Origin of the sequence: Nocardioides sp. 503 (assembly GCF_004522095.1) — a bacterium.
Lineage (GTDB): Bacteria > Actinomycetota > Actinomycetes > Propionibacteriales > Nocardioidaceae > Nocardioides.
On record NZ_SPUI01000004.1, the window covers coordinates 399,789 to 422,770 of the forward strand.

A 22,982-nucleotide genomic window follows, 5' to 3' on the forward strand; every position below is an offset into this window, starting at 1 on the left:
TGCGCCGGCGTGACGGTGTCCTATCGTGTCGTGGCCGAGCCGCACCGGGCGCCCGCCGGCCCGGTGCCCCGATCCTCCAGGGAGAGATGACGAGCATGACGCAGAATCCGGTCGAGGAGACGCCTCGCCGTCTGGTCTCGATCATCGTCCCGGCCCTGGACGAGGCCCCCAACGTCCCCGGGCTCATCGAGCGCTTCGGCCACCTCGCGCAGGCGCACGCCGGCTACGACTTCGAGCTGGTCGTGGTCGACGACGGCTCGACCGACGGGACCGCCGACCTGGTCGTCGCGGGCGCGGACCCCGCCCACCGCACCGTCGTGGTGCGGCTGGCGCGCCGCTTCGGGTCGCACTACGCCATCTCGGCGGGCTTCGAGGCCTGCCACGGCGACGCGGCGATCGTGCTCGGCGCCGACCTGCAGGAGCCCCCCTCGCTCATCGACGACTTCATCGCGGGCTGGGAGTCCGGCTCCGAGGTCGTCTGGGGCGTACGGCGCACGCGCGCGGGCCGCTCGTGGACGCAGGAGGCGTTCTCCAAGACCTTCTCGGTGCTGTTCACCCGCTACGCCGAGCTCCAGAACTACCCCGCCGAGGGGCCCTCGGGGGTGCTGGTGGACCGCTGCGTCATCGACGAGGTCGCCAAGATGCCCGAGCACAACCGCAACGTGCTCGCCCTGATCGCCTGGCTGGGCTTCACCCAGACCCGGGTCGACTACGACCAGGTCGCGCGGACGCACGGCGAGTCCCGGTGGACCCGGCGGCGGATGCTGCAGCTGGCGGTCGACTCGCTGATCCAGTTCTCGTCGATGCCGCTGCGCCTGTGCACCTTCGCGGGGCTGGGCGTCGCCCTGCTCGGCGTCCTCTACGCGATCTTCCTGGTCGTCCGCGTGCTCGTCGGGGTGGAGACCCCGCCCGGGTGGTCGACCGTGCTCGTCGCGGTGCTGCTGCTCGGCGGCATGCAGCTGACCGTGGTGGGCGTGATCGGGGAGTACCTCTGGCGCGCGGTCGAGGAGACCCGCGCCCGGCCGTTGTTCGTGGTGCGCGACGTCAGGACGGTGCCGGCGCCCGACGGTTCTCCGCCACGCTCGCCGTCAGTCCGGCCCTGATCAGGTCGAGGTCCTCGTCGGCCATGCCCGGGTAGAGCGGCAGGGTCAGCGTCTGGTGGTGGGCCCGGGTCGCCTCGGGGAAGCGGGCGCTCGCCTCGCCGAACCTGCCCACGAAGTACGGCTGCAGGTGCATGCCGTAGGTGCCGAGCGTGGTCTCGATGTCGTGGGTGCGCATCGACCGGATGACGCCGTCGCGGTCGATGTCGTCGGCCAGCGTGACGACGTAGGACTGGTAGGAGTGGAGGATGTGGGCCGGCGCCGACGGCGGAGTGACGCCGGCGACCGACGCCAGCCGCTCGGTCAGCGCCGCGGCCAGCCGGCGGCGCTCGGACAGGATGTGGTCGAGCTTGCGCATCTGGGCCACCCCGATCGCTGCGTGCACGTCGGAGAGGCGGTAGTTGAAGCCGGCGTCGACGAACTCCATGAACAGCTCGCCGCGGACGGCGCCGTGGGTGCGCAGCACGTTGATGCGCTCGGCCAGGTCGGCGGACGCCGTCGTCACCATCCCGCCCTCGGCCGAGGTCACGATCTTGCGGGGGTGGAAGGAGAAGACCCCTGCGGTCGCGAGCGAGCCGGCGTCGCGACCGCGGTAGGTGCCGCCGAGGGCGCAGGCGGCGTCCTCGATCACTGGCAGGTCGTGGCGGGCGGCGACCTCGTTGATCGGGTCCATCTCCGCGCACAGGCCGAAGGCGTGGACCGGCATCACCGCCGCGGTGCGCTCGGTGATCGCGGCCTCGAGCAGCCGCGGGTCGAGGTTGAAGGTGTCGGGCTCGATGTCGACGAACACCGGGACGGCGCCCTGCTGCACCACGACGTTGGCGGTCGCGGGGAAGCTGAAGGCCGGCATGACCACCTCGTCGCCGGCACCGACCCCGAGGCCCACCAGCGCGAGGTGCAGGCCGGTGGTCGCGGAGCTGACGGCGGCGGCGTACGGCGTGCCGGTGACGGCCCGGACGGCGTCCTCGAGCTCCCGGGCGCGCGCGCCCTGCGTGAGCATGCCCGAGGCGAGCACGGTGGTGATCTCGGCGAGCTCGTCGCCGTCGATGAGGGGGACGTTGAGCCTCAAGCGAGGACCCCGCGGTACCAGTCGACGGTCTCGGCGAGCGCGTCGTCGCTGAGCGTCGGGATGTCGCGGCCGATCACCTTGCGCAGCTTGGTCGCGTCGGCGAGGTGACGGCGCACGTCGCCGGGTCGGGGAGCGGTGTGCACGACCGGGTGGTCCGGCGCGCCCATGGTCTTTAGCAGGCGGCGGACGAGCTCGTTGACCGAGGTCTCGACGCCGCTCGCCACGTTGAGCACCTCGCCGCGGCACTCGGGGGCGTCGTGGATCTCGACCATCAGGTCGGCGGTGTCGCGCACGAAGATCAGGTCGCGGGTCTGCTCGCCGTCCCCGAAGATCTCGATCGGCTGGCCCGACATGACGCGCTTGACGACGATCGGCACGATGCCGGCGTAGGAGCCGGGGTTCTGACGCGGGCCGATGTTGTTGAACGGGCGGACGACGGTCACGTCGATGCCGAAGGTCTGCACGTAGGACTCGATGATCCGGTCCGCGGCGCTCTTGCTCGCCGCGTAGGGCGTGATCGCGTCGTGCGGGTGGTCCTCGTCCATGGGGATGTAGCGCGCGCTGCCGTAGGCCTCGGAGGTCGACACGTGCAGCAGCCGCTCGACGAGGCCGCGGCGGGTGAGCTCGCTGACCGTCAGGGCGATGGCCACGTTGGTCTGCACCGTCCACGCGGGGTAGACCAGCGACGTCGGGAGGGGGATCACCGCGAGGTCGAAGATCGTGTCGACGCCACGGCGCTCGACGATGTCCTGCATGGCCGGGAGGTCCGCCGCGTCGAGGCGGATGACCTCGACGTCGGCGTCCGTGGCCAGCGCGTGGCGCAGGTTGCTCGCCTCGCCGAGGAAGAAGTTGTCGACCACGGTGACCCGCGCGGGGTCGTCGGCGACGATGCGGTCGACGAGGTGGCTGCCGATGAAGCCGGCGCCGCCGGTCACCAGGATGGACTTGGACTTGACTGACATGACCTGCTCGTTCGCGAAGGGGGTCGGGCGTAGGCTCTGCTGGCGCGGGCAGGCTACCAGCGAGGCGCCCCACGGCCCGGATCGGAGACGACGTTGACGGCACCTGGCGACGCCCGGGACGACGGGCCTCTTCCCGCCAACCCCTACCACCCGCTGGCCTGGATCGTGGGGGAGCCGGACATCGGCGAGGACGTCTGGATCGGCGCCTTCACGGTGGTCGACGGCAGCGGCGGTCTCACGGTCGGCTCGGGCTGCGACATCTCGGCCGGCGCCCAGATCTACACCCACTCCACCGTGGCGCGCTGCCTCAGCGAGGGTGCCACCGCGACCGAGCGCCGGCCCACCTCGATCGGGCGCCACGTGCACGTCGGCGCGAACGCCGTGGTGCTGATGGGCAGCGAGATCGGCGACTTCTCCGTGGTCGGCGCCGGGGCGGTGGTCCGCGAGGGCACCGTCGCGCCGCCCTACAGCCTGCTGGTGGGGGTCCCGGCCCGGGTCGTGCCCGACGGCGCCCGTCGCTTCACGGCCGGGTAGTCGCGCCCCGGCCGCAGGGACCCGCCCGTCAGCCGCGCTTGCGCCTGGCGGCCTTGACCGCCGGGACGAGCTGGGAGGCCAGCGCCGGCGCCAGGAGGCTCACGAAGGTCGCGGTGATGTGGGAGCCCTGCCGGTAGGTGAGGACGTTGCGCAGCACGGCCCGGCACCTCTGCTCGGGGCAGACCAGGGGGTTCATGTCGATGAACGTGCCGTCGACCCGGGCCGCGGCGTCGCGCATGGCGACGTTGCTGCTCATCTCGGCGAGGTCCCACGAGCACGTCTCGCCCGGGTCGTCGTCGAGGTGCTCGGCGACGCACTCGTAGGCGTTGGGCGCGACCTCGACCGACGGGCTGGGGGTGTCGGAGATCGCGATCACCTTGGTCCCGGCCTCGGTGAGGGGCTTCCAGTAGCCGACGTAGCCCTCGACCAGGCCCTCGAGCGTCTCCTCCCCGTCCTCGTCGACGGCGCCCTTGCGCAGGCCCGAGGTGATCAGGACGTCCGGGACGTCACCGGGGCTGCTGATCCGGCGGAAGACCTCCTCGCCCCACTCGCGGCACTCCTCGAAGGGGTCGCCCTCGACCAGGGTCATCGTGTCGGTGAAGGTGCACCCGCCCTTGGTGTAGAGCCGCACCCGCCAGCCGTTGGCCTCGGCGATCGCGTCGATGGCCGGCATCCACTGTGCGACCTTCGAGTCGCCGACGACCGTGACCGAGGTCTTGCCCGACGGGTCGCCGCTGTCGCACGACTTGACGCCGGTGTCGTAGACCTCGACGGCGCACCCCTGCGCGTACAGCGTGGGGGAGTCGAGCACGGCGTCGACGGGGTCGGGCGTGATCGCGTCGAAGAGCGGAGGGCCGTCGACGCCGACCCCGGCCGTGACCCGGCCGGTGAGGTCGCGCGGTGAGATCTCCACGGCGGTGCCGGGGTCACCGGACGTCGCCCGGCTCGTCGAGACCGCGTGCTGGAGCAGCAGCCCCGCGACCACGGCCGCCAGGGTGCAGTTGAGGCCGATCGACAGCGCCAGTCGCGGCGACGCGGCGATCGCGGGTGAGCGCCGGATCGGGTTCTCCACGAGGCGGAAGGACAGCCAGGCCGGGAGGAACGACAGCAGCACGAGGCCCAGGCCCTGGGCCGTCGACAGCTCGCCCCACCGCCAGGTGCCGAACTGCAGGACCGGCCAGTGCCAGAGGTAGAGCGAGTAGGAGAGGCCGCCGACCCAGACCAGCGCCGGGAGGCTGAGCAGGCTGCTGGCCCACCCCTGGCGCGCCGCGAAGCCCGCGACGACGACCGCCGCGGTGCCCAGGGTCGGCACCAGCGCCCCGGGGAACGGCCAGGGGGTGCCCTCGCCCTGCAGCAGCAGGCCGCCCAGGACCACGGCCAGGCCGAGCCCGCCCAGGACCTGCGCGGCCCGTGCCGGCAGCCGCCGCCACTGGCCCGCCCCGAGCGCCACGAGGGCGCCGAGGCCGAGCTCCCAGAGCCGGGTGGTGGTGACGAAGAACGCCTCGCTGGGTCGCTCCGAGGTCATGTAGGCGGCCCACACCAGCGAGGGGACGACGATGACGACGACGAGGCCGAGCGCGAGGAAGCCGCGCGAGGCGGTCGGCGTCGCGCGCCGGCCCCGCGAGGCCAGCACGCGGGACGCGGCCCATGCGAGGCCGAGGATGATCGGCGGCCAGATGAAGTAGAACTGCTCCTCGACCGCCAGCGACCAGAAGTGCTGCACCGGCGAGGGCGCGACGTCCTGGGCCATGTAGTCCACCGAGCGGTGGGCCAGCACCCAGTTGACGACGTAGAGGGCGGAGCCGACGACGTCCTGGGCGATCGCGCTCCACTGCACGCGCGACACCCCGAACCACGCCGCGACGGTGGTCACCAGCAGGACCAGGCACGCGGCCGGCAGCAGGCGCTTGGCGCGACGCGCGTAGAAGCGGGGCAGGTCGATGCGGCCCCGGCTCTCGAGCTCGAGCAGCAGCTGGGTGGTGATCACGAAGCCCGAGACCACGAAGAAGACGTCGACCCCGGCGAAGCCGCCCGGCAGGAGCGCGAGACCGGCGTGGTCGAGGAGCACCGCGGTCACGGCCAGCGCCCGCAGGCCCTCGATGTCGGGGCGGAACCGGTGGCCCGTCGCGGGTGCCTCGCCACCGGTCGTCACAGCAGTGGATCGTCGCACAGTGCGCGGTGCCCTCGGGCGGCCAGGCGTCACGCTCACGGGCGGGTGGCGTGCTGTCGGACCCGCTCGAGAGCCCGGTGGTAGACCTCGTCGAGGACGACGGACTGGCCCTCCCACGTCCACTCGGCCAGCGGCGCCGCCCCGTCGTACGCCGCCCGGTAGCGCGCCGGGTCGGCCAGCACGGCGCGGACGGCGCGGGTCAGGTCGGCCGCGTCCCCGGCGCGGAACACCTCGCCCTGGCCGGTCTCGCGGACCTGGCGCGACATGGCGCGCACGTCGCTCACCACGATCGGCAGCCGGGCGTGGCTGTACTCGAAGAACTTCGTGATGAGCGCGATCTCGTGGTTGGGGAAGTGCTCGATCGGGATCAGCCCGACGTCGGCGACCGACAGGTAGGCGACGACGTCGTCGGGGGAGACGTAGGGGAGCAGGTGGACCCGGTCGGCGACCCCGAGCTCCTCGGCTCGCCGCAGGACCTCCAGGACCGGCTCGGACTCGGGGATGGCCGTCACGATCGCGAACGCGGCGCCGGGCAGGTGGGGCAGCGCCTCGACGACCGTGCGGAGCCCCCGCTGGCGCGAGGGGGAGCCGGCGTAGACCAGCAGGGCGGTGTCCGGCCCGGCCCCGACCAGGGCACGCATGTCGGGCACCGGCTCACCGGTGCGGGACGCCAGCGGCAGCAGGGGGCAGTTGAGGACGACCGTGGGCGGGCGCGGCAGGCGGTGGCGCTCCTGGAGGAGCTGCCCGAGCTCCTCGGAGACGGTGACGACCTCGTCGGCGTAGGCGGAGAACTCCCGCTCGTGGGCCATCTGGGCCGGGTGCCAGCGGGGGTGGTTGCTCCAGGGCCGGGCGCCGGGCAGGTACTCGTGCGCGTCCCAGACGAGCGCGACCGCCCGGTCCTGGAGGGCCGCGCGGAGCTTGGCCCGGGCGCCGATCCCGAGCATGCGGAAGTCGTTGGCGTGGATCAGGTCGGGCGCCAGCTCGTCCACCACCGGTCCGTAGGCGGCCTCCCAGTCCCACAGATGGGGGTCCAGCCGTCGCCACGAGCGCTGTCCGAGCAGCCGCGTCCACAGCCAGGTGGTCGTCCGGTCGAGCGGAGCCGCCATCGCGCGCCGCTTCTGCCGCACCGACGTGGTCGCCGCCACCCGGAGGGCGACCCACCGCGACAGCAGCCCGTTGCGGACCCGCACGGGCAGCGCCACGGTGCGGGCCAGCCGGCTCGACAGCGAGGCTCCCTCGGGCGCGCGGAGCCGCGCGGACCCGGACCGGGTCTCCGCGTCGAGCCGGCGCCGCTCCACCCCGAGCTCGTACTGCTCCAGCTCCCGCGCGGAGCCGAAGGCCAGCGGGTTGCGCCACCGCGGGTCGCGGGCCTCGTGGCGACGGCGGTGCGTCAGCACCTCCAGCAGCAGGACGCGCGCCCCGCCCAGCTGCCAGGTCTCCCCGTGCCCGCCGCGGGGGGCGAGGCCCAGGACGTGCACGTCCCAGCCCTTCTCCGCCATGGACACCGCCTGCTTCTGCACGCGCGAGTCCCGCCGGACGTCGTTGTCGACGAGGATCACCACGCGCTTGCGGTCCGGACCGCCGCGCTCCGGGGTCGAGGCGTCGCCGCCGTGCGTCGACCCCTGTGGCGTCGTCATGACCCGGCCCCCATCGATGTCTCGTGGTGCCGGACGTCCCGGCAGCGAGCCGTACACTACCGAGACCGTGACGTCGTCCAGACCGTTGAAGGGGCTCAGTGAGTCGTTCGAGCCGTAGGCTGCTGTTCCTGGCGTTCGGCTTCCCTCCGGCGCTGAAGAGCTCGACGTACCGGCTGCTCGCCATCGCCAACGGCTTCGCCGCGGACGGCTGGGACGTCACCGTCGTCAACGCCGCCCGCCCCCTCTGGGAGGACGAGTTCGGGCTGGACGAGAGCCTCCTTGCGGTCGTCGACCCGGCCATCCGGATCGTGGAGCTGCCGCTGCGCCGGGCGGACCTCGAGACCGACATCCGCGCCTTCAGCGAGGAGCGCGCCCTCCACCCTGGCCGGTGGCTGCGGCAGTGGCGCGAGCAGAACCTCGAGAGCTTCCCCGAGCCCACCTTCGGCGGCTGGCGCGACGAGCTCGAGACCGCGGTCCTCGCCCTGCACGACGAGACGCCGTTCGACCTCGTCGTGGTGAGCTGCGTGCCCTACGTCCTGCTCGCGCCGGCGCTGCGGCTCCACGAGGAGCACGGCGTGCCCTTCGCGGTCGACTTCCGCGACGGCTGGACGGTCGACGTCATCAACGGCGGCACCGCCGTCGAGGACGACTCGCCGGAGGCGCAGTGGGAGAGGCGTGCGCTCGAGGCGGCGGTCTCGCTGTGGGTGGTCAACGACCCGATCGCGGGGCACTACCGCGCCCGCTACCCCGAGCTCGCCGACAAGGTGCGCGTCGTGCGCAACGGCTTCGACCGCGCCAGCGTCCCCGACCTGGCCCCGAGCGCCGCGACCGCGCCGCTCTGCTTCGGCTACGTCGGCACGATCAACTTCAAGCCCGACTTCGTCCGGGCCGTGCTCGACTCCTGGCGGGCCGCCCGTGAGTCCTCGCCCCTCCTGCGCGACGCCCGGTGGGAGTGGCGCGGCAACCTCGGCGCCGGCGCGAGCCGCGGGTCCTCGACCGTCCTGGAGCTGCTGCTGGACGCGGAGGACGACGGCGTCGTCTACGGCGGTCCGGTGCCGAAGAACGAGCTGGTCGACCTCTACCGGCGCTGGGACGCACTGACCTTCATGGTCATCGGCGGCGCCTTCATGACCTCGGGGAAGGTGTACGAGTACATGGCGACCGGGCTGCCGATCCTGTCCGTCCACGAGGTGGAGCACGACGCCTCCACGCTGCTGGAGGGTTATCCGCTCTGGTCCGGCGTCGGTGACGTGGACCCGGGGTTCCTGGAGCAGGCCTGGGCCCGCACCGCCGAGCTCGCGGTCGCCAGCACCGACGCGGACCGCAGCGCCGCCCGCGCCTACGCGGACCGCTACGAGCGGGTCGGCACCGTCGCATCCGCCGTGCAGGCCCTGAGCGAGCGGGTCCGATGACGAGGGTCCTGCTCCTGTCGTCCAAGCGCCGCAGCACCCGCCTCTACGCCGAGGCCGTGGAGGAGCTGCGGGCGCTCGGCGCCGAGGTCCGCCTGGTGACGATGTCGCGCACGGTCCCGCCGGAGGTCGGCCTCGACGGGGTGCGCAGCCTCTGGTCCGCGAGCGAGGGCTACGAGCCCGACTTCTGGCGGAGCACCGCCTTCGCCCCGGTGGCCCGGCGGATGTGGACCTACGTCAAGCACGACGAGTGGACTCTGGAGCAGGCGCGGCAGGCCGACCTGCTGGTGGCCGTCGACCCGTCGGCGATCTACGCCGTGTGGCAGCTCGCCTCGACGAACCCCGCGGCTCTCGCCCGGTCCGGTGTCTACGCCGCCCTGCGCGCCCTGCGCGAGGGGGCGACGCCCGAGAGCGTCCCGGTCCCGACGCCGGTCCCGGTACCGGTCGCCGGGACCGTGCCCGACCAGCCCACCCCGGAGCCGCCGCGGCGCCAGGGGCTGCTTGTGAGCCTGCGGGCCGCTCGCCCGCGCCGCCGGGCGGCGGTCGTCGTGCCCGAGGCCCCCGCACCGCCGGAGCCGGGTGCCCGCGCGCGGACGGAGTCCGCGCGGGTCGTCGCCCTCCTGGCGGCCGGCTCGCGCACCGAGGCCCTCGCGCTGCAGGACCGGCTCGGCCCGACGTTCAAGAACCGGCGGGCGCGCGCCGACTTCCACGGCATCGTGGCGGCCTACGAGCTCGGGTCCGGACGCACGCCGCCACGGCTGCTGGAGGCGGCCCGCGCCGAGCTCGGCCACGCCGACGCGCAGTGGGAGGCCGGACGGACCAAGCCCGCCGTCGCGTCCTACCTCCAGGCGGTGCGGCTGCTCTTCTACCCCGGCGTCCACTTCGACTCGGTGGCCTCCCCGCTCAGCGCCGACCCCCACGGCTTCGCCTCCGTGCTGGCCGACAGCGCGCTGCACCGGGCGCTGAGCGTCCCGCGGGGCAGGGCCAGGCCGGCCGCCGCGCTGCCCACCGACCGCGGTCCGCGGGTGCTGGTGGTGGTCAACGGCAACACCAACTTCGTGAGCGAGTTCGCGTCGCGGCTGCACGCCGAGCGGGGCGCCGAGGTCCGCTACCTCACGCCGGAGGACCTCGGGGGCGCCGCTCACTACGTCCGCGACGGCACGCCCCGTCTCCTGCACTCGCTCCTGACCGACGAGCTGGTGCGCGAGGAGGCCGAGGAGGTCCTGCGCCCCCACCTGGACTGGGCCGACGTCGTGCTCGCCGAGTGGTGCACATCGATGGCGCTCTTCCTCACCCTGGTCGACCCCGGCGACGCCCGGGTGGTGGTCCGGCTGCACAGCTTCGAGGGCTGGACGAAGTGGCCGCACCTGCTCGACGTGAGCCGCGTCGACGAGGTCGTCTACGTCGGCGAGCACCTGCGCGAGCTCGTCGAGGCGGTCGTGCCTCGGATGGGGCCTGAGGACGGACCGGTCAGCGCCGTCGCCAACAATGTCGTGGACCTGCGGCGCTTCGAGCTGCCCAAGCACCCCGACGTCCGCCACACCCTGGCGATGGTGGGCTACGCCGGCGTGGCCAAGGACGTGCGCTGGACCCTGGAGCTGCTGCGCCGCCTGCGCGCGCACGACAGCCGCTACCGACTGCTCCTGTTCGGGGAGGACCTGCCCGAGACCGGGACGGCGATCTACCGCGAGTACGAGCGCCACTACCGCTCCGAGGTCGCCGAGCTGGAGGCCCTCGGCGCGGTCGAGCGGCGCGGCCGCACCGTCGACGTGCCGGAGGCGCTGCGCGAGGTCGGCGTCATCGTGAGCTCCTCGGTCCGCGAGAGCGAGCACATGGCGGTGAAGGAGGGGGCGGCCAGCGGCGCGGTCGCCCTGGTCCGCGACTGGCCGTTCTTCGAGCAGCAGCAGTGCGGCGCCCGGACGACCTACCCCGCCTCCTGGGTGGTCGGGAGCCTGGACGAGGCCGTCGAGCGGGTGCTGGCGGTCACGGCCGACGAGCAGGTCTGGTCCCAGGAGTCGGCCGTCGCCTCGGGCACGGCGCTGACCTCGTGGGACGCCGACGTCACCGCGCCCCACCTCGCCCGGGTGCTGCTCGGATGACGGTCTCCCAGGGGGTCCCCGGCGTCGAGGGGCCGGCCACCGCCGCCCCGACGTCGGGCAGGCGCTTCGAGCTGGACGTCCTGCGCGTGCTGGCGATCCTCGGCGTGGTCGCCATCCACGTCTTCGGCCTCATCCTGGGCCGCCCCGACCTCCGCGGCACGCCCACCTGGACCTTCGCGGTCGTCCTGGACCTGGGCGCCCGGTGGTCGGTGCCCTTCTTCGTCCTGGCGAGCGGACTGCTGGTGCTGGCCCCGCGCTCCCATGCCGCCGGGCCCGCCGCCTTCTACCGCAAACGCGTCACCCGGCTCCTGCCCGCCCTCGTGGTCTGGCACGTGGTCTACCTCGTGGTGGTGCGGTTCTGGATGCAGCACGAGGAGCCGCGGGCCGACTTCGTGATCGTCAACTTCATCGACGGCAAGGTCTTCACCGCCCTCTACTTCCTCTGGCTGATCCTCGGCCTCTACGTCGTCGCCCCCGTGCTGGCGGCCTTCCTCTCCGCCGGCGGCCAGCGGCGGGCCGCGACGGCCGCCGCCGTGGCACTCGTCTGGTGCGGCACCGTGACCGCGCTGCCGGCGATCACGTCGCTGCTCGGGGAGCCCCGGCCGTGGTCGCAGGGCGCGCTGACGTGGTGGCTCGCCTTCGTCGGCCTGTTCCTGGCCGGCTACGCCTGGGGCACGGCCCGGCCGGCGTCGCGGCGGTGGCTGTGGACGGGTCCGCTCGGGATCCTGCTGATCGCCGAGGCCGTGTGGCAGTTCTCCGTGACGCCGGAGCACCGCTGGCTCCAGGCGGCCCTGCCGCCGACGTACACCGGTCTGGGCGTCGCGGTCGGGTCGGTGTGCCTCTTCGTGGCCGGCGTCGACCTGCTCGCCCGGCTGCGCCCCTCGGCCGCCGTCCGCCGGGTCGCCGGCGCGCTGTCGGACGCGACGTTCGGTGTCTTCCTCGTGCACCTGCTCGTCGTCGCGGTGCTGCGCCAGCGGTGGCCCGAGTGGTACGCCAGCCCGACCCCGGTCGACAAGACCGAGATGTACGTCGTGGTCGTGGTGGCGGCCTTCGCCATCAGCCTGCTGGCCCGACAGGTCCCGGTCCTACGACGGGTCTTCTGAGCGGCCGCTGCAGCTGCGCCGACGCCTGATACCCCTAACTTGGACTCGCTCCGCCGACCTGCGAGCATGGCCGCGCCCACCACGACTCAGGAGGCCTGCATGACCGGCTCTCAGCCCAGCCCGATCCCCGCCGCCAAGCCCGTCATCGACGAGGTCGACATCGAGGCCGCGGTGCGCGTGCTGCGCAGCGGCATGGTGGTGCAGGGACCCGAGGTCAAGGCCTTCGAGGAGGAGTTCGCCCCCCTCGCCGGCGCGGCCCACTGCGTGGCCGTCAACTCCGGCACCTCCGCCCTGCACCTCTCGCTCCTGGCGCTCGGCCTGGGCCCCGGTGACGAGGTCATCGTGCCGTCGTTCTCCTTCGCCGCGACCGCCAACGCCGTGCGCCTCGTCGGCGCCGAGCCGGTGTTCGCCGACATCGCGCGCGACTCCTTCAACGTCGACCCGGCCGCCGTCGAGGCACTGGTCGGCCCCCGCACCGCCGCGATCATGCCGGTGCACCTCTACGGCCTGCCCGCCGACATGCCGGCGCTGGTGGCCCTGGCCGAGAAGCACGGGCTCGCGATCGTCGAGGACGCCGCGCAGGCGCACGGCGCCGCGATCGGCGACCGCGCCGTCGGCGCCTGGGGCAAGGCCGGCTGCTTCAGCTTCTACCCCACCAAGAACATGCACTCCCTCGAGGGCGGCATGATCTCCACCGACGACGCCGAGCTCGCCCGGATGCTGCGCCTGCTGCGCAACCAGGGGATGGAGCAGCGCTACGCCAACGAGGTCGTGGGCACCAACACCCGCATGACCGACGTGGCCGCCGCCATCGGCCGCACGCAGCTGGCCCGCCTCGACGGCTGGACCGAGCAGCGCCGCGACAACGCCGAGGTGCTCGACGCCGGCCTGGACAGCGTCGACGGCGTCACCGTCCCGCCCGTGCCGGCCGACTACCGCCACGTCTACCACCAGTACACGATCCGGGTCGCCGAGGACCGCGACGGCGTCTCCGAGCGCCTGCGCGAGCTCGGCATCGGCAACGCGGTCTACTACCCGACGCCGATCCACCGCCTCACGCCGTTCCTCAAGGACGGCGCCCCGGACCCGCGCTGGGAGCTCCCGGAGACCGAGCGGGCCGCCCTCGAGGCGCTGTCGCTGCCGGTGCACCCGTCGCTCGCCAAGGACGACCTGGACCGCATCGTCGAGGGCGTCGCGTCCGCCGTGGGTGCCGCGTGAGCACGGCGTCGCTGCGTGCCGGCGTCATCGGCCTGGGGGCCATGGGCCGCAACCACGCCCGCGTCCTGAGCACCCTGGAGGGCGTCGAGCTCGTCGGGTGCTCCGACCCGCTGGTCACCGACCAGCGCGTCAGCCACGGCAGCCCGATCCACACCACCGTCGAGGACCTCGTGGCCGCGGGCCTCGACTACGCGGTGGTGTCCTGCCCGACCGCGCTCCACGAGGAGGTCGGCCTCTACCTCGCCGAGCAGGGCGTGGCGGCGCTGATCGAGAAGCCCCTCGCGCACTCCGACGAGGGCGCCCGTCGCCTGGTCGACGCCTTCGAGTCCCAGGGACTCGTCGCCGGCGTCGGTCACATCGAGCGCTACAACCCCTCCCTGCAGAGCCTGCGCGAGCGGCTCTCGGCCGGCGACCTGGGCGAGATCTACCAGGTCGTGACCCGCCGGCAGGGGCCCTTCCCGGCCCGCATCGCCGACGTCGGCGTGGTCAAGGACCTGGCGACCCACGACATCGACCTGACCGCCTGGGTCACGGGCCGCGCCTACCTCTCGGTCTCCGCGCGCACGTCGCGGCGCAGCGGCCGCGAGCACGAGGACATGGTCGCCGTCGTGGCCGAGCTCGAGCAGGACGCGATCGCCAACCACCTGGTCAACTGGCTGAGCCCGCTCAAGGAGCGCTCGACGGTCGTCACGGGGGAGAAGGGCTGCTTCGTGGCCGACACCCTCACGGCCGACCTCACGTTCTACGCCAACGGCGCCATCACCTCCGAGTGGGAGACGATGCGCAACTTCCGCGGCGTCAGCGAGGGCGACATGACCCGCTTCGCCATCTCGCGCCGCGAGCCGCTGCTCGTCGAGCACGAGCGCTTCCGCGACGCCGTGCTCGGAGTGGGGGACGACATCGTCACCGTCCGCCAGGGCATGCGTACCGTCGAGGTCTCCTCCGCCGTGCTGCGCTCGGCCCAGGACGGCACCACCGTCTCGGTCAGCTCCGCCCTCCCCGCCTGACCCCTCTCCGAAGGACATCTCGTCACATGGACATCTGCGTCGTCGCTCTCGGCAAGATCGGGCTGCCCCTGGCGGTCCAGTTCGCGAGCATGGGGCACCGCGTCGTCGGCGCCGACGTCAACGCCGCCGTCGTCGACCTCGTCAACCGGGGCGAGGAGCCGTTCCCCGGCGAGGCCCACCTCGGCGAGAAGCTGCGGGAGGCCGTCGACGCCGGCCTGCTCACCGCGACCACCGACACGGCCGACGCCGTGTCGCGCAGCGAGGCTGTCGTCCTCGTCGTCCCGCTGTTCGTGGATGCCGAGAGCAAGCCCGACTTCGGCTGGATGGACGCCGCCACCCGCGACGTGGCCCGCGGGCTCAAGCCCGGGACGCTGGTGAGCTACGAGACCACCCTGCCGGTCGGCACCACCCGCACCCGCTGGGCGCCGATGCTCGAGGAGGGCTCGGGGCTGACGGTCGGCACCGACTTCCACCTCGTGTTCAGCCCCGAGCGCGTGCTCACCGGGCGGGTCTTCGCGGACCTGCGCCGCTACCCCAAGCTGGTGGGCGGCGTCGACGACGCCTCGACCCTCCGCGGCGTGGAGTTCTACGAGGCGACGCTGACCTTCGACGACCGCGACGACCTGCCGCGGGCCAACGGCGTGTGGGACCTCGGCTCGGCCGAGGCGGCGGAGCTCGCCAAGCTCGCCGAGACCACCTACCGCGACGTCAACATCGGCCTGGCCAACCAGTTCGCCCGCTACGCCGACACGATCGACGTGGACATCAACCTGGTCATCGACGCCTGCAACTCCCAGCCCTACAGCCACATCCACCGCCCCGGCATCGCCGTCGGCGGTCACTGCATCCCGGTCTACCCGCGGCTGTACCTGTGGAACGACCCCGAGGCCACCGTCGTGCGGGCCGCCCGCGAGGCCAACGCCGGCATGCCGCACTACTCCGTCGACCTGCTGGCTGCCGCGCACGGCGACCTCGCCGGCGCGGCCGTGCTCGTCCTCGGCGCGGCCTACCGGGGCGGGGTCAAGGAGACCGCGTTCTCCGGCGTCTTCCCGCTGGTCGAGGAGCTGCGGGCGCGCGGCGCCACGCCCTACGTCTCGGACCCGATGTACACCGAGCAGGAGCTCGAGGCCCTCGGGCTGCCGCCGCACCGCGGCGAGGAGGTCGTGGCCGCCGTGATCCAGGCCGACCACGAGGAGTACCGCACGCTCGCACCGTCCGACCTGCCCGGCGTGGGGGTCCTGGTCGACGGTCGCCGAGTCACCGACGCCGCCGCCTGGGCCGGCCACCGGCGCGTGGTCATCGGCGGCTGAGCGCCCCGGGGCTCAGCGCTCGGTGAGGACCCCGTCGCGCTCGTCGTAGAGCGCGTCGGTCCGGGGGCAGCGCCACGTGCCCTCGCCGTCCTCGACCAGGCGCACGCCCGCGCGACCCACCCAGCCGATGCGGCGTGCGGGGACGCCGACGACCAGCGCGAACGCCGGCACGTCACGGGTCACCACGGCGCCGGCGGCCACGAGCGCCCAGCGCCCGACCCGCACCGGTGCCACGCAGACCGACCGGGCGCCCAGCGAGGCGCCCTCCTCGACGACGACGCCGACCGGCTCCCAGTCGGCACCGCGCTTGAGGTTGCCCTCGGGGTCGACCGAGCGCGGGTACTCGTCGTTGGTCAGCACGACCGCCGGCCCCACGAACACGCCGTCGCCCAGCTCGGCCGGCTCGTAGACGAGCGCGTAGTTCTGCAGCTTCACGTTGTCGCCGATGATCACGCCGCTACCGACGTAGGCGCCACGGCCGACGATGCACCCGGAGCCGAGCCGGGCGCCCTCGCGCACCTGGGCCAGCTCCCACACGGTGGTGCCGTCGCCGAGCTCGGCGCGGGGGTCGACCTGGGCGGTGTCCTTCACGGTGCTCGTCACGCCGGTGCCTCTCCTGGGGTGGTGGGTGTCGCCGCCAGCCTAGACCCGTAGAATCGCGGCCCGGACGGCAACTCCGTGACGGCGAAGGGCGACGATGACTCAGGTGGACGTGACCGTCGTCGTCCCGGTCTTCGACACGATGCCCTACCTCACCGCGACGCTCGACTCGCTCGTCGCCCAGAGCATCGGCGCCTCCCGGATGCACGTGGTCGCCGTCGACGACGGGTCCACCGACGGCAGCGGCGAGGAGCTCGACCGCTACGCCGCCGCGCACCCGGGCCTGCTCACGGTCGTGCACCAGGCCAACTCCGGTGGGCCCGCCGGCCCCTGCAACGTCGGGCTCGAGCTCGCGCAGGGCCGCTACGTCTTCTTCCTCGGCTCCGACGACTACCTCGGCGAGGAGGCCCTCGAGCGCATGGTCGACCGGGCCGACGCGTGGGGCTCCGACGTGCTGTGCGGGCGGATGGTCGGGGTCAACGACCGCTACGTCAGCCAGCGCCTCTACCGCGAGGACGCCGAGGACGTGCCGTTCCCCGGAGAGCTCCTGCCCTACGCGCTGTCCAACACCAAGCTGTTCCGCCGCGCGCTGCTCGAGGAGCACAGCATCCGCTACGCCCTGGACCTGCGGGTGGGCAGCGACCAGCCGTTCACCGTCGAGGCGCTCCACCACGCCGCGCGCGTCTCGGTGCTCGCGGACTACACCTGCTACTACGCGGTGCGCCGCGCCGACGCCCGCAACATCAGCTACACCTCCACGTGGCGCGCGCGCCTGGAGGACATCGGTGCGGTGATGGACCACATCGCCGAGCTGCTCCCAGCGGGGGAGGAGCGCGACGGCGTGCTCGTCCGGCACTTCGACAGCGAGCTGATCAAGCTGGTGGAGCGCGACCACGCGGTCCTGCCCGAGAGCGACCGCGCCCCGCTGCGCGCCGGCCTGCGCGCCTTGATGGACCGCTACTTCACCGACCGCATCTACGCCCGGCTGGGGCCCCTGACCCGGCTGCGCTACTGCGCCGTCCGCGCCGACGACCCCCAGGCCATCGACGACCTCACGACGGTGGATGCCGACGAGCTGCCGCTCGTCCTGGACGGTGAGCACGTGTCCTTCCACCTGCCCGACCACGTCGACGACTCGCTCCCGCCGGACGTCCTGCAGCTGCCCCTCACGCACGCCCGCCGGATGGTGTTCCGGGTCTCCTCGGACGCCCGGGTGACGTGGGCCGAGGACCGCCTGCACCTCGAGGTCCCCACCCGGCTCGACCCGCGCAGCACCCCCTACGTGCGGGCCGCGCTGATCGCAGCCACCGGCCTGGAGGGCCGGCCCGCGCTGAGGCGTGACCGGCGGGCGGCGTCCGACAAGCCGTCGCGGCGCGTCGACATCGCCGCCGACGGCACCCTGACCTGGTCCGGCGACGTCGTCGCCGAGCTCGGCGACCGCGACCACGCCCTGTGGGAGCTGCGCCTCCAGCTCGACGTCGGCGAGCACACCTACGCCCTTCCCGTCTACGCCGAGCCGATCGAGCCCCAGCAGGTGCGCCGCGGCGGCATCGGGCGCCGCCGCCACTACGACGTCGAGGTGCTCGTCGACTCCGAGTCGCGGGTCCTGGTCTCCTGCGAGAAGCGGTGACCGCCGCCCACCCGGCGAGCCGGGTCGCGGTCGTCCTACCCCACGGAAGGAGGGGCTGAGTGCGCGCGCGCCAGCGAGTGACCGACACCGCACGCCGGGTGGCGAAGATGACGCCCCGCGGCGTCCGCGGACCCCTGGGCCGCGCCAGCCACCGCTTCCGACCCGCCTACACCGGCCCCCGCGTGACCGTCGTGCTGCCCGTGAGCGACGCGGACACCACCCGCATCGGCGCCTGCCTCGACAGCCTGCGCGCCTCGGTCCACCGCAACCTCGAGGTGCGGGTCCAGCCCTGGGGCCCTGCCACCGAGGTACGCCGCGTGGCCCGCGAGCACGCCGACGCCGACTGGCGCATCGTGGTGGCGCGGCACACCGCGGCCGACGTCGCCGAGGCCCGGCACGCCGGTGCCCGCGCCGCCCGCGGCACCTACCTCCTCTTCGTCGGCGGCGGCGACACGATGCTGCCGTTCGGCATCGGCCGCCTCGTCAACGCGCTCGAGCGGTCCGGGTCGGACCTCGCGGTCGGCCGCATGCAGGTGCCCCTCGCCCCGGGGGCCCGCGTCGACTCCCCGTTCGGCGCCGCGCACGAGGTGACCCAGCTCGGCACCGAGCTGGCGGCCAACCCGGTCGCCGTCACCGACCTCGGCCTGGGCAACCGGATGTTCCGCCAGTCCTTCTGGCGCGAGTCCGGACTGGCGTTCACCGCCGAGCGGCCCAGCGGCGAGGACGTGGCGCTCGCCTCCTACGTCCGGGCCCGCACCTTCGACCTGCTGGCCGACGAGACCTACGTGCCGACCAACCGTCGCGACGGTGTGAGCGTCGGCTCCATGCCGGACGTCCTCGCGCAGCTCGACGCCTGGCTGCTGGACCACGAGCGCACCTGGGCCCAGCTCAACCGCGTCGCCCACCCGGACGCGCGCGACTGGTGGCTGTGGGGCGTGCTCGACACCGCGATCCAGCCGTTCATCGACGACGTGGAGCGCGCCGACGACGACCAGTGGCGCCGCCTGCGCGACCACCTTGAGCTGCTTCTGGACGCGGCGGGCGAGGCCACGTGGGCCTCGCTGGGTGCCGAGTCCCGGGTCAAGCTCTGGCTGCTCCGCCACGACCGCCGTGCCCGGCTCGAGGAGCTGGTGGTGTCGCGACTCTTCGAGCGGGGCAGCCGCCCGACCTCGGTCGTCGACGGGCGCGTCGTGGCCGACCTGCCGTTCCGCGGCGACCCCGAGGTCGGGGTCCCGGACGACTGCTACGTCATGACCGAGGCCGAGACGCCCCTCGTGGTGGACCTGCGCGGGGTGCGCTGGGCGGCGCCGGACCGGCTCGAGCTCGAGCTGCTGGCCTACGTCGACCACGTCGGCCTCCCTGAGCCCCCCGAGGTGTCGGTCGACCTCGTGCGCCCCGGCGGCGGCCGCCTGGCGGTGCCCGTGCGCCAGTACGTCGACCCGGGTGCCAACCAGACCGAGCGCCGCAGCTACCAGGACGTCAGCCACGGCGCGCTGGTCGCCGAGGTGGACGCCGCGGCCTTGGCCGAGGAGTCGCGAGCCGCCCTCGCCGAGGGCCGGTCCGAGGTGCCGTGGCGCCTGGAGGTCCGGCTGGCCACCCAGGGGCTGACCCGCACCGGCACGATCACCCGCGTCGACGACCGGGGCTCGGCGGCGCTGGTCGCCTCCGAGCACCTCGCGCCGCGCCTGCAGGGCGACCTCCGGGTGGGGCTGGTCCGCAAGGGCGCCCTGGGCATCACCGTCGAGGCCCGCACGGTGGCGGGTCCGTGGCTCGTGGAGGCCACCGTCACCGGCCGCCGGGTCCGCGGCGCCCTGCGCCCCGGGGCCCAGGAGCTGCGCACGCTGCGAGTGCAGATGGGCAGCATCGCGGGCCGCGCGCCGCTCACCCGCGACGGCGACCTGCTCCGCTTCGACCTCAAGGTCCCCGAGCCGTGGTCGGGACGGGCCCACGTCCGGTGGGACGTCACCGCGCTCACCGCCGGCAACGAGGAGGTCGCGGTCGCCTGGACCCACGAGGGGCCGTGGGTCGGCTCCGGCTCCGTCGTGCTGGCCCGCTCGGCCACCGGCGACGTCGACGTCCTGGAGACCGAGGGAGCGCTGGTCGTGGAGCGCCTGGACCTCGGGCCGGGACGCCTCGAGGTCGTCGGCCACTGGCTGGGCACGGCCCCGCCGTCCGCCCGGCTGGCGCTCGTCGGGGCCGGGACCCACCAGGTCGCCGACGTCCTGCCCGACGGCTCCGCGGACGGCCGGGTCCGTGCCGACGTACCGCTGCTCACCGACGCCTGGGGCCTCGGCGAGAGGTTGGTCCCGGGCGGGCGCTACCAGCTCGAGCTCCGAGGCGCGTCGCCGTCGGCGCGGGTGCTGCCGGGGGCCGAGCTGGTCGACCGGCTGCTGGACTTCACCGTGGCCCACGGCTACCGGTTCCGCCCGGCGCGCAACGGCTCCGAGGTCGCCGTCCAGCTGCTCCCGGCGCTGCGTGACGACGAGCGTGGCCAGTTCGCCCAGGCCTCCCTGCAGCGCTGGGCCCGCGAGACCGACCTGCCCGTCGACCCCGACCTGGTCTACCTGCAGTCCTACAGCGGCGCCTCCGCCACCGACAGCCAGCTGGCGATCTTCCACGAGCTGCGCCGGCGCCACCCGCACCTGCGGGTCCGCTGGGGTGTCGCCGACGCCGCCTCCTGGGTGCCCGACGGTGCCGAGCCCGTGCTGATGGGCTCCCGCGAGTGGTACGAGGTGCTCGCCACCGCCGGCCACCTGTGCCTCAACATCGACTTCGACCGGTGGTTCGCCAAGCGTCCCGGACAGCGGGTGCTGCAGACCTTCCACGGCTACCCGGCCAAGTCGATGGGCATCCGCATGTGGGAGGCGAAGGGCTACCCGCCGCGCCGGGTCCAGCTGGAGCTGGACCGCACGTCGCGTGACTGGGACCTGATCCTGACCCCCGCGCCGGAGATGGACGAGCACTACCGCCGCGAGTACCGCTACGACGGGGAGATCCACAGCTCCGGCTATCCCCGCGACGACGCCCTCGTGGCGCCCGGCGGCGACGAGGTCCGTGCGGCCACGCGCGCCCGGCTCGGGATCTCCCCGGACCAGACCGCCGTGCTCTACGCCCCGACCTGGCGCGACGACCTCGCCACCAACTGGCGCAACGCCGAGCTCGTGGCCCACCTCGACGTCGAGGCGGCCAGCCGGCGGTTGGGTCCCGACTACGTGCTGCTGATGCGCGGGCACCGCTTCCACCAGCGTCCCGAGCCGCGGGACGCGGGGTCGGCACGGATGATCGACGTCTCCGGTCACCCGGAGATCAACGACCTGGTCCTGGCCTCCGACGCCGCGGTCCTCGACTACTCCTCGCTGCGCTTCGACTTCGCGCTGACCGGGCGGCCGATGATCTTCCTGGTGCCCGACCTGGCGACCTACTCCGGCGGCGTCCGCGGCTTCCTCTACCCCTTCGAGGACTCCGCGCCCGGCCCCCTGGTCGACACCGCCGACGAGGTCATCGCCTGGCTGCGTCGCCTGCCCGAGCTGCAGCGCGAGTACGCCGCCCAGCAGGAGCTGTTCCACCGCACCTACAACTACCTCCAGGACGGCCACAGCGCCGAGCGCGTGGTCCAGGCGTTCTGGGGCTAGCCCTCCGGCTCGTCGTCGTACGCCGTCTGGTGCATCGCGACCGCGATCGGGTCCTCGCGCCGCAGGTCGATGACGTGGCCGGTGCCGCTGGAGAGCAGGGTGTCCAGCGAGGCGCGCGCGACGACGGAGGACTCCAGCAGGCTGCCGGCCGGCTCCTCGCCGAACGCCTTGGTCCGCATGGGGGTGCCGGTGCGCTCGGGGTTGACGCAGTTGACCCGGACGTGGTCGGCGGCCCACTCGTCGGCGAGCGCCTGGGTGAGGTTGACGGTGGCGGCCTTGGCCGAGGAGTAGAGGCTGTAGCCGCTGCGACCGCGCGTGTAGGAGCTGGACGTGAAGAGCAGCAGGCTGCCGCGGGTCTGCCTCAGGAGCGGGAAGAACTCCTGGGCGATGAGGATCGGGGCGATGTAGTTGATCTCGGTGGCCGCCCAGATCGTCTCGTCGCTGGTGTCCATCAGGCTGCCGCGAGGCAGGACCCCGGCGGTGTTGACGACGTAGTCGACCCGGCCGTGCTCGGCCACGACCTGGCGGGCCGCCTCCGCGACGTCCTCGCGACGCTCGACGTGGGTGCCGGTCGAGGAGCGGCTGAAGGTGACCACCTCCGCGCCCATCTCGCGGGCCAGGCCGGCGAGGTCGGCGCCGATGCCGTAGCTGCCGCCGAAGACGACCATCACCTTGCCGGCCAGGGCCTCGCGGTAGGCCTCCGGCTCCCGGGTCGGCGGCAGGTCGGTCTGGGTCAGCTGGAAGAGCTTGTCGGCGAGGTAGAGGTCGATGGGCTCGGTGACCTTCATGTTGCGCTCGTCGCCGGGGACCACCGAGATGGGGACGTCGGGCCGGTAGCGCAGCACCACCGTGCAGTCGTCGGTGGCCTCGAAGTGGGGGTCGAGCGCGGCCTTGGCGTAGGCGTCCTTCAGCACCGAGGCGCGGAACGCCTGCGGGGTCTGGCCGCGTCGCAGGGCCGCCCGCGGCGGGATGTCCTTGATCGTGTCGTCCGGGCCGACCTCGATGATCGTGTCGGCCGACGGGATGGCCACGTCGACCGCGTCGTAGCGGGTGAGGGCCTGGAAGCAGTCGCTGATGATGCGCGGGCTGAGCAGCGGCCGCACGGCGTCGTGCAGCAGGACGTGGCAGTCGTCCTCGCCCAGGGCGTCGAGCGCCCGGCGCGTCGTCTCGTTGCGGGTGTCGGCGCCCTCGAGCACGGCGGTGACCTTCTCGTAGCCGCCGGAGCGCACCATGGCGTGCACGGCGTCGAGGTGGCCCGGGGTCATCAGGACCAGCACCTCGTCGACGTCCTCGTGGGCGTCCAGGATCGCGAGCGTGTGCTCCATGATCGGTCGGCCGGCGATCTTGATCAGCTGCTTGGGGACGTCGAGCCCGACGCGGACGCCGACCCCTCCGGCCAGCAGCACGGCGACGTTCTTCACGAGCGGATCACTGGTGCCCTTCGGTGTTCGGCGGGGGGGGTGCTGCGGGAGGTTCGGCCAGGGGCCGAGGCGCGTCGAGAC

General features: G+C 73.6%; 16 protein-coding genes. 10 read left to right on the forward strand and 6 right to left on the reverse strand.

Translation table 11 applies throughout. The features are described from left to right. Positions 1 to 95: 95 nt before the first annotated feature. On the forward strand, positions 96 to 1,103 hold the full coding sequence (locus E4622_RS15735; RefSeq protein ID WP_167736112.1) for a glycosyltransferase family 2 protein: 1,008 nt from the start codon (positions 96 to 98) through the stop codon (positions 1,101 to 1,103). Here E4622_RS15735 and E4622_RS15740 read toward each other — a convergent pair. Both E4622_RS15740 and E4622_RS15745 read right to left on the reverse strand, forming a co-directional pair. Continuing rightward, positions 1,045 to 2,169, reverse strand: a complete 1,125-nt coding sequence (locus E4622_RS15740) for a DegT/DnrJ/EryC1/StrS family aminotransferase (RefSeq protein WP_134741159.1) — start codon at positions 2,167 to 2,169, stop codon at positions 1,045 to 1,047. The two genes, E4622_RS15735 and E4622_RS15740, sit on opposite strands and share 59 nt — an antisense overlap. Next, complete coding sequence (locus E4622_RS15745) at positions 2,166 to 3,131, reverse strand: NAD-dependent epimerase/dehydratase family protein (protein ID WP_134741160.1); 966 nt, start codon at positions 3,129 to 3,131, stop codon at positions 2,166 to 2,168. The genes E4622_RS15740 and E4622_RS15745 overlap by 4 nt, the downstream gene beginning before the upstream one ends. Before the next feature lie 93 nt (positions 3,132 to 3,224). On the opposite strand from E4622_RS15745, the gene E4622_RS15750 reads away from it, so the two are divergent. Then, positions 3,225 to 3,665: an acyltransferase gene (locus tag E4622_RS15750; RefSeq protein ID WP_134741161.1), complete on the forward strand. Its 441-nt coding sequence runs from the start codon at positions 3,225 to 3,227 to the stop codon at positions 3,663 to 3,665. A gap of 28 nt (positions 3,666 to 3,693) precedes the next feature. Here the strand turns inward: E4622_RS15750 and E4622_RS15755 are convergent, their stop codons facing one another. Further along, entirely contained in the window at positions 3,694 to 5,817 is a 2,124-nt protein-coding gene (locus tag E4622_RS15755; protein WP_167736113.1) for an acyltransferase family protein, read from the reverse strand. Between the two features lie 53 nt (positions 5,818 to 5,870). Further along, the gene (locus E4622_RS15760; protein ID WP_134741163.1) at positions 5,871 to 7,472 is read right to left on the reverse strand and encodes a glycosyltransferase family 4 protein; all 1,602 of its coding nucleotides are present in this window, start codon (positions 7,470 to 7,472) and stop codon (positions 5,871 to 5,873) included. A gap of 98 nt (positions 7,473 to 7,570) precedes the next feature. On the opposite strand from E4622_RS15760, the gene E4622_RS15765 reads away from it, so the two are divergent. The 6 genes from E4622_RS15765 to E4622_RS15790 all read left to right on the forward strand — a co-directional run bounded on the left by E4622_RS15765 (position 7,571) and on the right by E4622_RS15790 (position 15,618). Continuing rightward, positions 7,571 to 8,884, forward strand: a complete 1,314-nt coding sequence (locus E4622_RS15765) for a glycosyltransferase (protein ID WP_134741164.1) — start codon at positions 7,571 to 7,573, stop codon at positions 8,882 to 8,884. Next, positions 8,881 to 10,980 carry a glycosyltransferase family 4 protein gene (locus E4622_RS22865; RefSeq protein ID WP_167736114.1) on the forward strand — a complete coding sequence of 700 codons (2,100 nt, stop codon included), beginning with the start codon at positions 8,881 to 8,883 and terminating at the stop codon, positions 10,978 to 10,980. Before E4622_RS15765 ends, E4622_RS22865 begins: the two co-directional genes overlap by 4 nt. Then, on the forward strand, positions 10,977 to 12,083 hold the full coding sequence (locus tag E4622_RS15775) for an acyltransferase (protein WP_134741165.1): 1,107 nt from the start codon (positions 10,977 to 10,979) through the stop codon (positions 12,081 to 12,083). The genes E4622_RS22865 and E4622_RS15775 overlap by 4 nt, the downstream gene beginning before the upstream one ends. Positions 12,084 to 12,182: 99 nt before the next feature. After that, positions 12,183 to 13,301, forward strand: coding sequence for a DegT/DnrJ/EryC1/StrS aminotransferase family protein (locus E4622_RS15780; protein WP_134741166.1), 1,119 nt, complete (start codon positions 12,183 to 12,185; stop codon positions 13,299 to 13,301). Continuing rightward, positions 13,298 to 14,308 carry a Gfo/Idh/MocA family oxidoreductase gene (locus E4622_RS15785; protein WP_134741167.1) on the forward strand — a complete coding sequence of 337 codons (1,011 nt, stop codon included), beginning with the start codon at positions 13,298 to 13,300 and terminating at the stop codon, positions 14,306 to 14,308. Before E4622_RS15780 ends, E4622_RS15785 begins: the two co-directional genes overlap by 4 nt. A gap of 26 nt (positions 14,309 to 14,334) precedes the next feature. After that, positions 14,335 to 15,618, forward strand: a complete 1,284-nt coding sequence (locus E4622_RS15790; RefSeq protein WP_134741168.1) for a nucleotide sugar dehydrogenase — start codon at positions 14,335 to 14,337, stop codon at positions 15,616 to 15,618. 12 nt (positions 15,619 to 15,630) lie between these two features. Here E4622_RS15790 and E4622_RS15795 read toward each other — a convergent pair whose 3' ends face one another. Further along, positions 15,631 to 16,221 (reverse strand): acyltransferase, encoded by a 591-nt coding sequence (locus tag E4622_RS15795; protein WP_134741169.1) that lies wholly within the window; start codon positions 16,219 to 16,221, stop codon positions 15,631 to 15,633. 103 nt (positions 16,222 to 16,324) lie between these two features. On the opposite strand from E4622_RS15795, the gene E4622_RS15800 reads away from it, so the two are divergent. Further along, positions 16,325 to 17,848: a glycosyltransferase gene (locus E4622_RS15800; protein ID WP_167736115.1), complete on the forward strand. Its 1,524-nt coding sequence runs from the start codon at positions 16,325 to 16,327 to the stop codon at positions 17,846 to 17,848. Between the two features lie 59 nt (positions 17,849 to 17,907). Then, positions 17,908 to 21,480, forward strand: coding sequence for a CDP-glycerol glycerophosphotransferase family protein (locus E4622_RS23350; RefSeq protein ID WP_134741171.1), 3,573 nt, complete (start codon positions 17,908 to 17,910; stop codon positions 21,478 to 21,480). Here the strand turns inward: E4622_RS23350 and E4622_RS15810 are convergent. Beyond that, entirely contained in the window at positions 21,477 to 22,901 is a 1,425-nt protein-coding gene (locus tag E4622_RS15810) for a bifunctional cytidylyltransferase/SDR family oxidoreductase (protein WP_209021967.1), read from the reverse strand. The genes E4622_RS23350 and E4622_RS15810 overlap by 4 nt on opposite strands. Positions 22,902 to 22,982 lie beyond the last annotated feature (81 nt).

What these genes read in the sequence shown, in the direction of transcription:
- E4622_RS15735 (WP_167736112.1), top strand. Translation starts at nt 96, where the DNA reads ATGACGCAGAATCCGGTCGAGGAGACGCCTCGCCGTCTGGTCTCGATC.
- E4622_RS15745 (WP_134741160.1), bottom strand. Translation starts at nt 3,131, where the DNA reads ATGTCAGTCAAGTCCAAGTCCATCCTGGTGACCGGCGGCGCCGGCTTC.
- E4622_RS15760 (WP_134741163.1), bottom strand. Translation starts at nt 7,472, where the DNA reads ATGACGACGCCACAGGGGTCGACGCACGGCGGCGACGCCTCGACCCCG.
- E4622_RS22865 (WP_167736114.1), top strand. Translation starts at nt 8,881, where the DNA reads ATGACGAGGGTCCTGCTCCTGTCGTCCAAGCGCCGCAGCACCCGCCTC.
- E4622_RS15775 (WP_134741165.1), top strand. Translation starts at nt 10,977, where the DNA reads ATGACGGTCTCCCAGGGGGTCCCCGGCGTCGAGGGGCCGGCCACCGCC.
- E4622_RS15780 (WP_134741166.1), top strand. Translation starts at nt 12,183, where the DNA reads ATGACCGGCTCTCAGCCCAGCCCGATCCCCGCCGCCAAGCCCGTCATC.
- E4622_RS15790 (WP_134741168.1), top strand. Translation starts at nt 14,335, where the DNA reads ATGGACATCTGCGTCGTCGCTCTCGGCAAGATCGGGCTGCCCCTGGCG.